This window comes from Deltaproteobacteria bacterium, from assembly GCA_023382265.1.
Taxonomy (GTDB): domain Bacteria; phylum JAMCPX01; class JAMCPX01; order JAMCPX01; family JAMCPX01; genus JAMCPX01.
This window is the reverse complement of sequence record JAMCPX010000033.1, coordinates 18,337-34,437: the sequence shown is the minus strand read 5'-3', so window position 1 is coordinate 34,437 and position 16,101 is coordinate 18,337. Positions and strand designations below refer to the sequence as shown.

The window sequence follows — 16,101 nt, the reverse complement described above, 5'->3', positions numbered from 1 at the left end:
TACCTATTACAAAATTAATAACATTGATAAAAAAATTCCTGAGGGCGAATACAAGGGGGAGTATATAGAAGACATAAGCAAGAAGCTTGAACTGAGTATTCAGAAAACTCAAATAGATGAAGCTCATATCAATACGATAACCGGGATAGCAGCGGATTCCATACTTGACGGCATAAAACAAACACTCAAGGATTTTGGAATTGAATTTGATAACTGGTTCAGTGAAAAGAATCTGTTTGATAAGGGAAGTGTGGATGCTGTTATCGGTATGTTAGAGGCGAAGAATGCCATAAAAACGGAAGACGGGGCGAAATGGTTTTTATCAACTCATTATGGAGATGAAAAAGACAGGGTCATCGAAAAACAATCCGGTGAGCTGACATACTTTGCCTCAGATATAGCATATCACGCGGATAAATATGATAGAGGTTTTGATTTATTGATAAATGTATGGGGGGCAGATCATCACGGCTACCTTCCGAGAATAAAAGCCGCATTGAATGCTCTTGGGTATGATGCAAAAAAACTACGGGTCATGTTCATTCAAATGGTAAAATTGATGCGTGGAGATGTGCCTGTCCAGATGTCAAAAAGATCCGGTGAATACATAACATTAAAGGAGCTTATTAGTGAGGTTGGCACCGATGCTGCAAGGTTTTTTTTCTTGCTAAGGAGGCATGACAGCCAGCTTACATTTGATATCGAACTTGCCAAAAAACAATCTCAGGATAACCCGGTGTACTATGTGCAGTATGCTTACGCGAGGATATCAAGCATATTTGAATACGCCGGATCAAAAGGTATTGATACGGAGAATCTGGTTATTGATAGGGATTATAGATTCAATGAACAGGAAAAATCGCTTATAAGAGCATGCCTGCTTTATCCAGATATCATCAGGGATGCCGCAGTAACAATGGAACCTCATAAAATTGCTCATTATCTTCTTGACCTTGTAGGATTACTGCATAAATACTATACGGACACAAGAGTTGTGAGCGACAATGTAAATACGATTCAAAGGCTTTTGTTGATAAAGATGATTAAAGTTGTTTTAAGAAATGCATTAGGAATTATGGGTATTAACGCACCGGAAAAAATGTAGGAGGTATAAATTATATGAGAGATATGGAAAGGATAAAACCAAAGTACACCATAACAATGGATAACAAACAGATTGTCATGGTGGTGATTGCTTTTATTGTCATACTTGGACTTGTGTTCAGTATAGGGTATGTACTTGGTAAGAATACCAAGACCATACCGCAGGTTACCCAAGTTCAGCAAGTTAAACCGCAAAATGCGATAATCTTTACTCAATCTGCGGTATCAGCTACTACACAAACCAATACGGTTGCGGTGTCGAGTGCATCGAAGATATCGTCTCCCACAACTGCAACTACACATACGGAAATGACGTTTTATAAGTCTCTTACAGAAGAGAAAAATCACAAAGAGATTAAAAATAAGGTTGAATCCAGAAAGCCTGTAAAGAGGATCGCAAAAAAGCAGACAGGCAGATTTAATATTCAGTGCGGAGCTTACAGGGGAAAAAGGGAGGCTGAGGCGTCAATTTCACAGATCAAGAAGAGAGCGCATGTAATGCCATGGATAGAAAGTGTGACAATAAGGCATGTACAATGGTATAGAGTAAAGATTGGACATTTTGGAACAAAAGAACAAGCACTAAGATATGAAAAAATTCATCTTAAACCGAATGGTTTAATAAACTGTATTGTAACAAGCAAATAGAAGGAGAATATATGGAGTTTCTTGGTTCTTTAAAAAGGACATGCTACTGCGGACAGATCGATTATGCGCTTGTCGGAAAGGAAGTAATATTAATGGGATGGGTCCATAGAAGAAGGGATCATGGCGGGCTCATTTTTGCGGATATAAGAGACCGTGAAGGACTTGTACAAATAGTTTTTAACCCTGAGACGGATAAGGCAGCTTATGAAAAGGCAAAGGCTATAAGGGCCGAATATGTAATAGCCGTAAAAGGTATGGTTGCGAAAAGGCCTGAAGGTACGGAAAACAAAGAGCTAAAAACTGGCATGCTTGAGGTTGCAGTCAATGAACTGCGGATTCTAAATGAGTCAAAATCTCCCCCGTTCCCGGTGGCCCAGGAAAAGCTTGATGTTGATGAAACGACGAGGCTTAAATACAGGTATATTGATCTAAGAAGAGAAAAGATGCGGGATAATCTTGTACTGAGACACAAACTCACAAATCTTGTAAGGGAATTTCTTAATTCCGAGGACTTTATAGATGTGGAAACGCCGATACTTACAAAAAGCACCCCTGAGGGTGCAAGGGATTTCCTTGTACCAAGCAGGCTTAATGCGGGCAAATTTTATGCTTTGCCTCAGTCCCCGCAGTTGTTCAAACAATTGCTCATGGTGTCCGGGTTTGATCGCTATTATCAAATTGCAAGGTGCTTCAGGGACGAGGATCTCAGAGCGGATAGACAACCTGAATTTACGCAGATAGATATTGAAATGTCGTTTATTGAGATGGAAGACTTGATGGGGATAATGGAAAGGCTTTTTATAAAAATATTTAAATCATTTAAGAACACCGATTTTCAGAGACCATTTTACAGGATATCTTATGATGAATCAATGAAACGATTTGGCAATGATAAGCCGGACATGCGCTTCGGTATGGAACTTATGGAGCTTAATGAAGTCTTTAAAAATAGCGGGTTTAATGTTTTCAAGCAGGCTTTAGGAAACAAAGGACTTATAAAAGGGATTAAAGCAGAGCAGGACTTCTCAAGGAAGGAAATAGAAGGACTTGAGCTGTTTGTTAAACAGTATCAGGCAAAGGGGCTTGTATGGCTGAAAATGAAGGATGGGATATTATCGTCTCAGATTGATAAATTCCTTTCCGGAGAAGAAAAAAACGGCATTAAGAATCTGTTCAGCATGAAAAACGGAGATACGGTGTTTGCCGTGGCAGATGCATCATCAAAGATCGTTAATGATGCGATGTCAAATCTCAGATTGTATCTTGGCAGAAAGCTTAATTTGATAAAAGATGAAGAGTACAGATTGTTGTGGGTTACCGATTTCCCTGCTTATGAATACAATGAAGAAGAAAAGCGATACGACTCTGTTCACCACCCTTTCACATCTCCACGTGATTCAGACGTCGCAATACTCGAAAAAGAGCCTTTAAATGTTAAATCAAAGGCTTATGACCTTGTTTTAAATGGGACAGAGGTTGGAGGCGGAAGCATTCGTATACATAACAGCGAAGTGCAGTCAAGGGTGTTTAAACTGCTCGGTATAAGTGAAGATTCTGCAAGATTAAAATTCGGGTTTTTGCTTGATGCGTTACAATACGGAGCACCTCCGCATGGCGGTATAGCCTTTGGGCTTGACAGACTTGTGATGATACTCACCGGCTCTGATTCTATAAGGGATGTTATCCCATTCCCAAAAACTCAAAAAGGAGTTTGTCCATTAACAGATGCTCCATCAGACGTTGACAATAAACAATTAAAAGAACTGTTCATTAAGAAAGATATAAAGGTTTAAGGGGGAACTATGCCTGAAAATAATCAATTCAAACCAAATGCAGATACATGGTACGACAAGGTTGGTACCGTTACAATTATCCTTTCGTTTCTTGTAATACCGATTCTCAAATTCGGGAATGAGTTTATATGGATAAAAACTACTGTGCTTATTGCAGTTGTAATGATCCTTACTTTTCTATGGCTGTTAAGGGGTATAGATAGAGGTGAGATAGTATTTCCCAAAACATCTCTATGGATTCCAATGCTTATAATGATAGGTATAACATTTGCACACCTGGTTCATGTGACCGATATATGGCGCGCTGTTGATATGATGATAAGACTTGGTGCAAATATATTCTTCTGGTTTTTCACCCTGCTGTACATAAGGAAGCGTTCTCATATTCGATGGATCATTATTGCGATGGCGGTGTCTGTATTTATAGTCGCTATGTATGGCATAATGCAGTTCTATCAAATACTCCCATGCCCTTATGATATATATGGTGAAAAGGATCCATCCTCAACTATAGGTTTAACAAATTTCTCGGCAGAATGGATGATCGGATTCATGTCACTTCTTATCTTCGCATTTTTTATGGAAGATTTTAATCTTGAGACCAAGACTGCCCTGTTTTTCTTATTCATCCCAACATATTTTTATTTTGTTCTAACAAAGGCAAGGGCAGCATGGGTGGGATTTATGCTCTCCGGTATAGTGCTTCTCGGTTTCTTTATGTATCAGTGGATAAAACTGCGTAAGATAAGATATCTTGCTGCCGGCGGTGTAAAAACGAAACAGGAACAACATACGGTACCAATAAAATTCTCAAAGGGAAGACAGTTTGGTGTTATTGTAACATTTTTACTGCTTGTGGCTTTAGGAGGCACTATTCTATCTGTTACCCATTTCGGTAAGAAAAAACAGCTTGTGTCGGTGTATCATACTGTAGAAGACGTAGAGGAACCGCATAAAACAGTCATCAGATCGATATATGATATTCTAACTTCGAAGATCCTTACACACGATCCATCCATTAACTTCAGATTTATGGCATGGAGAAGCACTTACGATGCGTGGAAGCACAATCCTATCTTTGGAGTTGGAGTTGGACAGATAGAAGTTGATATTCATAAATATCAGGTATTGCCGCTGCAGGAAATAATATCAAAAACGTACCAGGTATTTTCAGAATCACACAACGACTGGTTGCAGATACTTGCAGAGCTTGGGATAATAGGATTTATCGCCTTTTTATGGATCATACTAAACATTGCTGTAAAACTGATAGAAACAGCTAAGAAGAACATCGCTAACGAAGACAAATTCCTTTTGTCCCTTGCTGTTGGTGGTGGGATCATGAGCGTATTGATAGCGGCTATATTTAGTTTCCCGCTTCAAGAACCGGCTTCAAGTATGTACTTTTGGGGATTAATTGCTATGGCAGATATAATTTACAGAGGATTTGACGACAACACTCCTCAGGAAATACAGAAGAGACAAAAATGGATAATACCTCAAGAGCCGCCAAAATATCTTTTGTTTTATAATCCCTTAAAAAGGGACAAATTCCCTATGCCTTTAAAACAGTTGATAATGACAGGAGCTATTATATTGAGTATAATTTCCGTGTTCATTCTGCCTATATATGCTGGAAGAACAGCGGATGCGGAAAATCACATAAAGGACGGTGTAGCGTACAGGAATAGAAGAGATTTTGCTGCTGCAATACATGAGTTTGATGATGCCATATCACTCAACCCTTTTGAGTATATCTATTATTTCCACAGGGCAATAGTTGAATTTAATTCAGGAGAAATAAAACAAACCATATCCGATCTCGATCGATCTCTAAAACTCAGTCCATACTTTGGACTTGCTTACAGACTTAGGGGCGGGGCTTATCTCGCTGAGAACAATTGTGCAAAGGCCGTTCCTGATTTTGAAAACGCAATTAAGTATCTTCCACCCATTGTATCGGAAATAGGCAATCAGCTTGTCTCCTGTGATGTGAGATTAGGTAAGTATGGTGATGTTGTTAAGGTTGCGGAACTCCAGATAAAATTCGGCCCAAAGAATCCGGATGCTTATTACAACATAGGGAATGCAATGTTTCTGGAAGGTAAATACAGTGAAGCACTGACAAATTATCAGAAAAGCGTAGAGCTGGATCCAACTTTCCAGCCAGGATGGCTTAATATTGCAATGGCATACTATTACATAAAGGATTTTAACAATGGCGATAAGTATTTTGAAAAGGCAAAAAAACTAAATCCAGATAATCCGATAGTATGGTATGATCATGCTGTGGGACTCGCTCTACAGGGAGAGAACAGAGCGGCTATAGAAAGTCTTAAGAAGGCCATAGAAAAAAAACCGGATCTGAAATTCTCGGCATTAGAAGAGCCTTCATTTGCACCGCTCAGGGCTATGCCTTCTTTTCAGAAGATAATAGGTAAAACCGATATGAATAAATTTGAACAAATAGAGAAGATAAAAAAACTATTTAAGAAGTGAAACAAACAGGGATAGATGCTGTTAAATAAGAAAAACCGATATATAGTTATGTTTATCTTATCGATCCTTATCTCTCAGTGTGCGCATGCTCCAATAATACCGAATACTTTTGTAAATAATAATACCTGTCTGTTCAGGTATGTTTCTAAATCCGCTCGTTCTGTAAACCTTGTTGGAAGTTTTAATGAATGGGGAACATACCCATTACAGATGAAAAAAATCGATAAGCAAACATGGGAGATAAGTATCACGCTAAAGAAGGGCATATATTATTACCAGTTTTTAGTGGATAATAAAAACTTAATCGTACCGCCGAATGCCGATGAATATAGCAATGATGGGTTTGAGGGTAAAAATGCTGTTGTTATAATCCTACAGAAATGATATAATAATGTTACGGTATATTATATAAACAGTCTTATTTAAAAGATGAATAGAAGAATTATAACAATAACGCTCTTGATTATGTTTTTAATGGGTTCGTCGGTTTATGCAGATGAGCTGAGTAATGCCATAAGTACTGCAAAGGAGAAAGGCATTTCAGGAACTCAGATTTCACTTATAGTTAACAAGGCACATCTTCTATCTATAAGCAATGTTGAAACGACCGATATGATAAATACACTTATCAATGCAAAACAAAACCGTGTTCCGGTATCATTCATTTCGGGCAAGATTATGGAGGGGCTGACCAAACGTGTACCTGCCCAAAGAGTTATAATGGTAGCAAACAGGCTTGAACAAGCTTATGTGAAGGCAAATGCCATGTATAATAGTATCCCTGTAAAAGGGCGCAGGACAGGCGAATTAAAAGAAACAATAGCGATAGCCGTATTAAACGGGCTAAAACCCTCGGAATTAAGATTACTTTATAATGCTGCTCCTGATAAATCAGAGTCGTACTATATTATTGGAACAGTATCTTTAAGTTCTTTGATCTCAATGGGCTATAAGAAAAAAGATAGCTTGTCTTTTATGATAAGCGAATTTAAAAATAATCAAACTGCTGATAATATACAAAAAAAGACATTTAACTTAATTAACGTACCGCCCGGCGAAAGAGGTATGTCTATGGGGAATGGGACAGACATGTATTCATCCCATGAGATGAATACATATAAACCGGAACAACCATATAAACAGCCTGAAACAGCACCAATGGAAATGGATATTGGAAATAGACATGGAAGGGATTAATATAAAATAAATCCATACAGTCTTTTACCTTTATTCAATGGAACTTGCATTTTATACAACATCTGATATACGATTAGAAACAGGTTATGATGGAAGATTGCTTACATTTGAAAACACTAATAGGCTATTTAATGGCGGATCTGTTGCGGTTATGTTTTAAGATTATAGCAGCTGTGTTGTTTATAACAATAACTGTTTCAACCGGCTTTGCAAACCAAAGTCCGTTTTTTAGACTTCTGACAAATGGCAGGGCTGTAACACTATATGAACATCCTGAAAGGGTCTATTACCTTTTAACTCATTCAAATATGCTTGATATCGAAACTCATGGTAAAGGGACCATCAGCATTATTGTTAAAAGCCTTATGCCTGTAACTGCATCTGCTATGGCAGGTTTTGATGTGAGTGTATCATCGGGTAATAATGTACAATACTATACGATGCCGGCATCGGGTACATCTAAATTAGACATTGTCGGTCATGAAGGATTAACACCGTCAGAAAAAGAGCTTGATATCAACATAAAGACAACAGATGCAATCAATGTATATCAGATAATGGTATCGGCTAATGCCACTTATGGCGCTTTAATAACTGTTTCATTTAATAACCATAACAGGCCTGAAGAAGAAGCTATAAACAACGTTATCAGTTCACCGCCGCCTAAACCTTATAAACAATGGTTTTCAATCACACCGGTTGTTGGCGGAGGAGTAATGTATCAGGATAACACGGGAGCATCATCGGGAGCTTTTATGCTATCTGCAAGGCTATATTACGGTGTCCTCAGGTGGTTTAAGTTAAACGTTAATGCAACAACGGAATTTTTCAATTCTACATATATGGTGGCTTTTAATAATAGTACACCAAGTATATTATTCGATCAGGGAAACGAGGAGACAAATTGGATACACGGTTCTATGGAATTTAAAATTGTTTCTTTAAAGTCTATAAAGCTCTGGTTGGATCCCGGGTATGCATATCTCTGGTCAACGTACAATAGTTCCGATCTACAGACGAATTACGATCTACAGGGGCCGTCATTGGGGATAGACGTTTATACAAATTTCTTTCCTGCATTTAATCCGGAGATAAGTGCCGATTTTGTCTACGGCACATCCGCAAACAGTCCCGCATCTTCTTCTGCCAGTATACAGGGCAGTACGCCGCAATATTTAACAGGGTATTCAATTGCGGTCCCTGTTGTTGAATTTAAGTCTGTTTCAGGGCATCCGGACTTGTATGTAAACTATGCGGGTAATGCATTAGCTTTTGATTCATATACAAGATTTGTAAATAACATTGGCGTTTGTGCAAAATTCAAATGGTAGATGATATGTTATTAATCCGGGTGATGTATTTGAAAAAATAGGAAATGCTGTGAGATGGGTGAAACAATGCGTCTGATATGGGCTGCAGCGAGTATAAGCAAAAAAAATAATACGTGCTGCATGCACATAAACTGGCAGAGGACAAAATGGTAATTAAGGATAACAACTTCAAGTGTCTTAAGTGGCTCTCAGTGTTGAACGAACGAACAGACTCCAGTATTGCGTTTCTTGGGTTAACATTGCTATTTCCCCTCATTACTCTTCTTACAAACTCAACCCCTGCTTATGCAGGGATTAAGGATTACTTCCCGATAATTGCAGGGGCCAAATGGGAATACATTGTTAAAACAACTAAAAAACCCATAATGCAGATAGGGACGATATCAAGGCGTGTGAGAAGCATAAAGAACGGCAAATATGAAATAGAACAGGATGTAAATTTTTTTGGTTCGGCCATGAAAACCAAATGGACTTATGTCTTCAAATCAAATGAATTACTTGAACATGGTGTTTTAAGGCACAAGATACAGCAGGAAAAATTGCTCTTAAAATCACCAATAGAAAAAGGGAAAAAATGGACATATAAAGATTATACATTCATAATTAAAAGCACGACATCTGTTGTTAACACACCTGATGGAATTTTTAAAAATTGTTTGCACGTACTTGAGTTTGAAAAGAGCATTCTAAGTCAGGAATACTGGTATAAAAAAGGCATAGGATGGGTCAAGATTTTAAGTCATCCTGGTGCTGAATTATTACTAAAAAGTTATGATGTGCCTTCCTATGCACCTCCTGATATAAGATTATTATCAAAAAAAATAATCCTGAATTCATTTGGATTTAACAATACATACACATTTACACCCCTTGACGTATATGGTACTGGAAGTACCTTCAGTCCTTCAAGCCGTACCATTGATGTTCCGGTTCTGCTTATAAATTTTTCCGATACAACGCCGCTGACAACAACCACTACCAATTATTTTGAACAGATGCTTTTTTCAACAATCAGTCCTGCTCCTCTATACCCATTTTCAAGTCTTGATTTGTTCTACAAGGATATGTCGCACGGCTCGTTGACTGTAACAGGCACTGTTTACGGCTGGTTCACCGCTACCAATAGTCATAATTACTATGGTTATGGCCAGTATGGATTTGGTACACCCGGTGCAGATACGCTTGCAAGAGAGGCCATTGCAGATGCCTGTACAGCAGGAGTGCCTTTTTCAAGCTTTGGAGATCAGAATGGTATAAGGTATGTCATTATAGTGCATCAGGGGCTTGGTGCAGAGCAAACAGGTTATTTAAACGACATCTGGTCGAATACAATGATGGAACCCATTACATGTAATGGTACAACCATAAACGGATACATGATACTGCCGGAGCAAACAGAGCTCCCGTATTTTGATCAAGAATCGATTTCTTCTACCACTTTTACGGGATCTGTCGGACCAATAGATATGGGTGTTTTTGCTCATGAATTTGGCCATTCACTTGGACTTATTGATCTGTATGACACAAACTGGCAGCAGGATGGGGCTTATGGCTTAGGTAATTTTGAACTTATGTCTTATGGAGCGCATGGCCCTTATCCTACAGAATTATCACCATGGTCCCGGCAATTGCTTGGCTGGCTTACCCCGACAACTATCAGATCTAATGAGTGTAATGTTACTTTAAATCCTATTGAACTTAACGGCGGAGCTATTAAGATTCATACACAAAATATGGGACCACTTGAGTATTTCCTGATATCGGATTCTATAAATACATCTTTTGACAGGGATCTGCCAGGTGACGGCTTATTAATATGGCATGTAGATGATGCAATTACAGGGAATACCTACCCATGGTATCCCGGGCATACAACTTCACACTACCAGGTTGCGCTTGTTCAGGCTGATGGAACTTATGACCTTGAAAAAGGTATAAATATTGGTGACCCACAGGATTACTATACAACAGGAGATGCCCTATCCGAGTCATCATCGCCATCAAGCATAAGCTATACAGGCTATAATACAAATATTACAATAGACAACATAAGTTTTAATAATAATGGTGGTGCTGACTTTAATGTTATACTTGATCCTAATAATGCAATGCCGTTCCTTTCCACGAATATACCCGCATCATTTAACGTAGATGCCGGTTCAGCTTTTACGTTCAGCCTCCCGGTAACCGGCGCATCTCCGGTTAGTTATACCGTTACGACAGGTCCATCCTCGCTTACGATAGACAATAACGGTATTGTTCACTGGCTGACAACAATCAAGGATAAAGGCACTAATCCTGTAGGCATTAACATTTCCAACTGCTATGGTTCAACAGATGTGTCATTCAACATCAATGTGCTTACGTCCAATACGAGTAAGAATGGTATATGTGCATTGAGCGCCATTTATGGTAATGACAGCGATCTTTTCAAACCTCTACGGGATATAAGAGGAGATCTGATGAGAACTAAAATCGGGAGACAATTGGTGCATGTCTACTACTATGCTTTATCCCCCTATATAATAAAACTTGCACAAAGCAGCCGCGTAAACATGGACTTGATAAGATATGTGTTGCTGCCTTTATTCATTTTTATTGGTTTTACTTTATACTACTTAAAATTTATTTTATTGGAATTTCTGTTCATAAGATACTATGAAATCCTGGCAAAAAAACATGAAAAGACCGCACTCACTCAATTATTTTAATAAAGCAAAAGCGCTAATGCCGGGCGGCGTAAATAGCCCTGTTCGGGCCTTTCACGCGGTTGGCGGTGAGCCTATCGTTGTTTCAAGGGCAAAGGGAGACAGGCTTTATGATGTTGATGGATATAGCTACATAGATTATTGTATGTCATGGGGGCCATTGATACTCGGGCATGCCAACATAAAGGTATTAAATGCCATGCGAAGGGCTATCAGGTCGGGTACAAGTTTTGGTACATTATGCCCTTATGAGATAAGGCTTGCCGAATTGATCAAAGAATCATTTCCATCAATAGAGCTTGTAAGAATGGTTAACTCGGGGACAGAAGCAACAATGAGTGCAGTCAGAGTAGCAAGGGCATTCACAAAAAGAGAAAAGATTGTAAAATTTGAAGGCGGTTATCATGGCCATGGAGATCAGTTTTTAATAAAAGCAGGCTCCGGTTTGACAACACTTGGTGTTCCGTCAAGCCCCGGAATTCCGGAGGCAATGGCAAAAAATACATTAACGTCTCCATACAATAATATGGATGCGCTAAAAAGAATAACGGATGAACAGGCTGCTGAGATAGCAGCTATTATAATTGAGCCAGTTGCAGGTAACATGGGTGTTGTTTTACCCGAGCCCGGGTTTCTTCAGACAGTAAGAGAATTAACTGCCAAGCATGGGATAGTGCTTATTTTTGATGAGGTAATAACCGGGTTCAGACTTTCATCAGGCGGGGCACAGATATACTATGATATTAAGCCTGATATCACAACGCTCGGGAAGATTATCGGCGGCGGTATGCCGGTTGGTGCTTATGGAGGTAAAAAGGAGATTATGAAGCTTGTATCTCCGGAAGGACCTGTTTACCAGGCAGGCACATTATCGGGCAATCCGGTTGCAATGGCAGCAGGCATCAGTGTGATAAAAGAAATAAAATCAAAGCCCTTGTTTTACGAAGACCTCGAAAAAAAAACAGCATACCTTATTGAAGGATTAGAGGATGCTGCGAAGATGGCTGGCGCTAAGATCACAATCAACCGCATAGGCTCAATGTTTACACCATTTTTTACAGAAGGACATGTAAAAGACCTGCAGTCAGCTATGAGATCCGATACAAAAAAATATGCAAAGTTCTTCCAGTATATGTTTGAAAAGGGGGTATACCTCCCGCCGTCACAGTTTGAAGCGCACTTTGTATCCATGGCGCATACGGTCAGAAACATAGACAGGACTATAAAGCATGCTTATGAGGCTTTTAAACAAGTATCCTGACTGTTAATTATAATCCCGCAGATACAAACCGCATTGTAAGATTGCCGCTTGCCAGCGTGATATCTCCGGTAAGAATTGATCAATCAAGCTTTTTAATTTATATCAAAAAAGCGGGAAGACCAGCCGTTATCCAATCTTTATATTAAACCAAACGTGTTTTTAGTTAATCAACAAGGGATCACTTATTTACAAGTTGTTTTCCATAAGCTCTTTACCTGTCATTGATAAAAATGCATCTTCAAGGTTTGGTGGTCTCCTTAGAGGATAAGCACGGGGATAAGATTCTAATAAATACTTTTCAATTGCAAGCGCATCCTCATTTTTGAATGGAATGATTAAACCGAATTTACCTGTAAACTCATGTTTAAGACCAAAATTATCAAGGTTTTTTATTATACCGTTAAAGCTGTCTTTATCCTGTATCTTTATCTCTATTACATCGGAAGGGTACCGGGAAATGATTATGTCTTGAGGTTTATCGATTGCCAATATCTTACCCTTATCTATTATCATAACCCTGTCGCATAGTTTTGTAACCTCTTCCATGTAATGTGTTGTGAGAAGAATTGTTACACCTTGTTCTTTTATCCTTAAAAGCCTATCCCACGTATGATATCGTGCTTGAGGATCGAGTCCTGTTGTTGGCTCGTCGAGAATCAAAAGCAATGGATCGTTGATAAGAGCCCTTGCTATGCTCAATCTTCTCCTCATACCGCCGGATAGAGACATTACATTGAATGTTTTATAATGTTCAAGTTCGAAAAAATTTAAAAGCTCATTGATCCTTTCTTTTGATGGTTTACCGAAATAACTGGCATAGATTAATAAAGTTTCATATACATTGAGGTCTGGATCAGCATTGTCATCCTGGGAAACAACGCCCATAACCTTTCTAATATCCCGATCGTGTGTTTTTACATCTTTGCCGACGACATATAATTCACCTTTATCAATGAGGCATCTGCCTGTTATCATTCCTATTGTTGTTGTTTTACCTGCACCGTTCGGGCCAACCACACCCAATACCTCACCCTTTTTCAAGGAGAAGCTTATGCCGCTAACGGCTATTACATCGCCATAGCTCTTGAATAGAGATTTAGCTATTATAAGAAGTTCATCCATAAAATAGAATACTCATTCGTGTATACCAAATTTTTTTATTCTGTATATAAGCTTGTGCCTCGGTATTTTCAATATCTCTGCAGCCATTGCTTTATTATGACCTGATTTCTCAAGCGCAGATAAGATCATCTGCTTCTCTACTTCATCAAGTGATGAGTCTTGCTTAAGACTACTGATATTGGATTTCAAATAAGGGCTTATATCTTCATCTGTTATGACCCCATGTTTTTTTGTAACAGCCATACGCCTTATAAAATTTTCAAGCTCTCTAACATTCCCATACCATTGATAATTTATTAGCATGTCTATTGCTTTGTTAGCTATTGATAGTGTTTTGTCTTCGGAATAAAGATTTATAAAATGATTCATAAGCATTGTTATGTCCTGTTTTCTTTCTCTTAGTGGAGGGACATGGATATTAAAGACATTAAGCCTGTAGTACAGGTCTTCTCGAAATATTCCACGTATTATTAAGTCATTCAGGTCTGCATTTGTTGCTGAGATGATTCTTACATTGACTTTTTTAGCTTCAACTTCACCAAGCATCTCTATCTCTCCTGTTTCCACAACCCTTAAAAGTTTTGATTGTAAAGCAACATCCATGCTGCCTATTTCATCAAGGAATAATGTACCACCATCTGCAATTTGGAATCTACCTGGTTTAGCTTTGTCAGCACCGCTAAAGGCACCTTTAACATAGCCAAAAAGCTCTGCTTCAAGCAGGCTTGCCGGTATTGCTGCACAGTTTAATGCAACAAAATGTTTGTCCTTTCTACTACTTGTAAAATGTATCAGTCTTGCCATGATCTCTTTACCCGTTCCGGATTCACCTGTTATTAGTACAGGAATATCAGAGTCTTTTACCTGCTCTATCATCTGCTTTATCTTTTGAATAGGTTCTGAACTGCCAATAAGCTGAACAGCATCCTTTAGTGTATGCTGCCTTGTTTCCATTGATGACAGGGCTTGCCTTATAGATAATAACAGTTCATCCATCTCATAAGGCTTTGTAATGTAGTTATAAGCCCCTTTACGGATAGCATCTACAGCCATTCGTATGGTTCCATACGCTGTTATAACTATAACAATAGTTGATGGGTTTGCAGATATAATTTTACCAAGCAGTTCTACGCCATCTCCATCAGGTAACATGACATCTGTTATAACTATAGCAGGATTTTGTTCTTTTATAAGTTTAAAACCTTCACTTATTGTCCCGGCACCCTTTACATTATATCCTTCTCTTGACAGATTAAATTCTATAACCTTTCTTTGCGTGTTATCATCTTCTATTACGGCAATCCTTACTAATTGCATGGTAGCCTCACTATAAAAGATGTTCCATTGCCATACTCGTTTTCAACAAGCAACTTGCCATTATGCTCCTCTACTATTCGTTTTGATATAGCAAGTCCAAGCCCTGTTCCGTGAGATTTTGTTGTAAAAAAGGGTTTAAACAACTTTTTCATATTTTCAGGTAATATACCCTGTCCTGTATCTTTGAATGCTATATCAATATATCCATTTGCTGACTGTTGTAATGATATGTTTAATAAACCGCCATTTTTCATTGCATCAAAGGCATTAAGGACAAGATTTATAAAAACCTGTTTTATCTTATCGCAATCCACAATAACCTGAAAATTGTTTATACCGAATAGCTGCATTTTTACCCCTGTTTTTTCAGCTTGTGGTGCTAACATTTTTAAAGTGGTGTTAAGCTCTTCGCCAATATCACAGTATGTTAATGTAAGGTTAAGTTTTGTATAGCCAAGCATCGAATCAAGGGTTCTGTTGAGTCGTTGAATCTCATTTTTTAGTATATTTGAGAATTCAAGTTTTTTTTGAGATTCAACTGAGCTATCTGCAATAATATCTGCAGTACCTTTTATTGCATTTAAAGGATTTTTAATTTCATGCATCATATATGCAAATATCTCACCAATTGTAGATAGCTTCTCAGAATTCTTCAACTGTTCTTTTAAGAGATCATTTTTTTCACGTTCTTTTCGCTGAGCGGTTGAAAGCATGCCTATAATCCAACCTATAAATAGATAAAAAACAATTTCAATAAGCTCATCTGAAAGAAATCCATTATACATAGAAGTGTGATATAAAACTATAAAAGGAGTTATAGCAATTGATATAGCAAAGGCAGTACCTATGCCACCGTATATGCCGAACCATAAGCCGCCAAGCATGATGGGAATGTAACATAATCGATTATGAATTACCATTAGAAATGAGTTATGCGACAAACCATATATGTAATGAAACGATACAGTAAATATTGATAAGACAATAATAAAGATCAATCTTTTATTATGCAAGCCTTTAAATGACATAAAATCTCTTAACCATCAAATATATGCAGTCACAAACCGAAACATTATAAACAGGGCAATTAGGTACCCTCGTTTATTTGAACAAGAATAATG

At 38.2% G+C, this 16,101-nt stretch carries 12 protein-coding genes; 9 read left to right on the top strand and 3 right to left on the bottom strand.

What is annotated here, in order from left to right; all coding sequences use genetic code 11:
• From argS to hemL, 9 genes are all read left to right on the top strand, one after another.
• Nucleotides 1–1,105, top strand: a 1,105-nt coding sequence (argS, locus tag M1381_06555) for an arginine--tRNA ligase (protein ID MCL4478744.1), incomplete at its 5' end; no start/stop codon positions are given.
• 14 nt (nucleotides 1,106–1,119) lie between these two features.
• Nucleotides 1,120–1,752 (top strand): SPOR domain-containing protein, encoded by a 633-nt coding sequence (locus M1381_06550; GenBank protein ID MCL4478743.1) that lies wholly within the window; start codon nucleotides 1,120–1,122, stop codon nucleotides 1,750–1,752.
• 11 nt (nucleotides 1,753–1,763) lie between these two features.
• Nucleotides 1,764–3,545, top strand: coding sequence for an aspartate--tRNA ligase (gene aspS, locus M1381_06545; protein MCL4478742.1), 1,782 nt, complete (start codon nucleotides 1,764–1,766; stop codon nucleotides 3,543–3,545).
• Between the two features lie 9 nt (nucleotides 3,546–3,554).
• Nucleotides 3,555–6,044, top strand: a complete 2,490-nt coding sequence (locus tag M1381_06540) for a tetratricopeptide repeat protein (protein ID MCL4478741.1) — start codon at nucleotides 3,555–3,557, stop codon at nucleotides 6,042–6,044.
• 15 nt (nucleotides 6,045–6,059) lie between these two features.
• Nucleotides 6,060–6,428, top strand: a complete 369-nt coding sequence (locus M1381_06535) for a hypothetical protein (GenBank protein MCL4478740.1) — start codon at nucleotides 6,060–6,062, stop codon at nucleotides 6,426–6,428.
• A gap of 45 nt (nucleotides 6,429–6,473) precedes the next feature.
• Complete coding sequence (locus M1381_06530; protein ID MCL4478739.1) at nucleotides 6,474–7,241, top strand: hypothetical protein; 768 nt, start codon at nucleotides 6,474–6,476, stop codon at nucleotides 7,239–7,241.
• Nucleotides 7,242–7,372: 131 nt separating this feature from the next.
• Nucleotides 7,373–8,572: a hypothetical protein gene (locus M1381_06525; protein ID MCL4478738.1), complete on the top strand. Its 1,200-nt coding sequence runs from the start codon at nucleotides 7,373–7,375 to the stop codon at nucleotides 8,570–8,572.
• A gap of 146 nt (nucleotides 8,573–8,718) precedes the next feature.
• Entirely contained in the window at nucleotides 8,719–11,283 is a 2,565-nt protein-coding gene (locus M1381_06520; protein MCL4478737.1) for a M6 family metalloprotease domain-containing protein, read from the top strand.
• Entirely contained in the window at nucleotides 11,252–12,541 is a 1,290-nt protein-coding gene (gene hemL / locus M1381_06515) for a glutamate-1-semialdehyde 2,1-aminomutase (protein MCL4478736.1), read from the top strand. The genes M1381_06520 and hemL overlap by 32 nt, the downstream gene beginning before the upstream one ends.
• Nucleotides 12,542–12,727: 186 nt before the next feature.
• On the opposite strand, the gene M1381_06510 is transcribed toward hemL, so the two are convergent.
• The 3 genes from M1381_06510 to M1381_06500 are packed head-to-tail and all read right to left on the bottom strand — an operon-like array spanning nucleotide 12,728 to nucleotide 15,900.
• The gene (locus M1381_06510; protein MCL4478735.1) at nucleotides 12,728–13,663 is read right to left on the bottom strand and encodes an ABC transporter ATP-binding protein; all 936 of its coding nucleotides are present in this window, start codon (nucleotides 13,661–13,663) and stop codon (nucleotides 12,728–12,730) included.
• Nucleotides 13,664–13,675: 12 nt separating this feature from the next.
• Nucleotides 13,676–14,980 (bottom strand): sigma-54 dependent transcriptional regulator, encoded by a 1,305-nt coding sequence (locus M1381_06505; protein MCL4478734.1) that lies wholly within the window; start codon nucleotides 14,978–14,980, stop codon nucleotides 13,676–13,678.
• Nucleotides 14,971–15,900: an ATP-binding protein gene (locus M1381_06500; GenBank protein ID MCL4478733.1), complete on the bottom strand. Its 930-nt coding sequence runs from the start codon at nucleotides 15,898–15,900 to the stop codon at nucleotides 14,971–14,973. The genes M1381_06505 and M1381_06500 overlap by 10 nt, the downstream gene beginning before the upstream one ends.
• Nucleotides 15,901–16,101: the final 201 nt, after the last annotated feature.

Coding starts and splice junctions, on each gene's coding strand:
- M1381_06550 (MCL4478743.1), top strand. CDS start 1,120: ATGAGAGATATGGAAAGGATAAAACCAAAGTACACCATAACAATGGAT.
- aspS (MCL4478742.1), top strand. CDS start 1,764: ATGGAGTTTCTTGGTTCTTTAAAAAGGACATGCTACTGCGGACAGATC.
- M1381_06540 (MCL4478741.1), top strand. CDS start 3,555: ATGCCTGAAAATAATCAATTCAAACCAAATGCAGATACATGGTACGAC.
- M1381_06535 (MCL4478740.1), top strand. CDS start 6,060: ATGCTGTTAAATAAGAAAAACCGATATATAGTTATGTTTATCTTATCG.
- M1381_06530 (MCL4478739.1), top strand. CDS start 6,474: ATGAATAGAAGAATTATAACAATAACGCTCTTGATTATGTTTTTAATG.
- M1381_06525 (MCL4478738.1), top strand. CDS start 7,373: ATGGCGGATCTGTTGCGGTTATGTTTTAAGATTATAGCAGCTGTGTTG.
- M1381_06520 (MCL4478737.1), top strand. CDS start 8,719: ATGGTAATTAAGGATAACAACTTCAAGTGTCTTAAGTGGCTCTCAGTG.
- hemL (MCL4478736.1), top strand. CDS start 11,252: ATGAAAAGACCGCACTCACTCAATTATTTTAATAAAGCAAAAGCGCTA.
- M1381_06510 (MCL4478735.1), bottom strand. CDS start 13,663: ATGGATGAACTTCTTATAATAGCTAAATCTCTATTCAAGAGCTATGGC.
- M1381_06505 (MCL4478734.1), bottom strand. CDS start 14,980: ATGCAATTAGTAAGGATTGCCGTAATAGAAGATGATAACACGCAAAGA.
- M1381_06500 (MCL4478733.1), bottom strand. CDS start 15,900: ATGGTAATTCATAATCGATTATGTTACATTCCCATCATGCTTGGCGGC.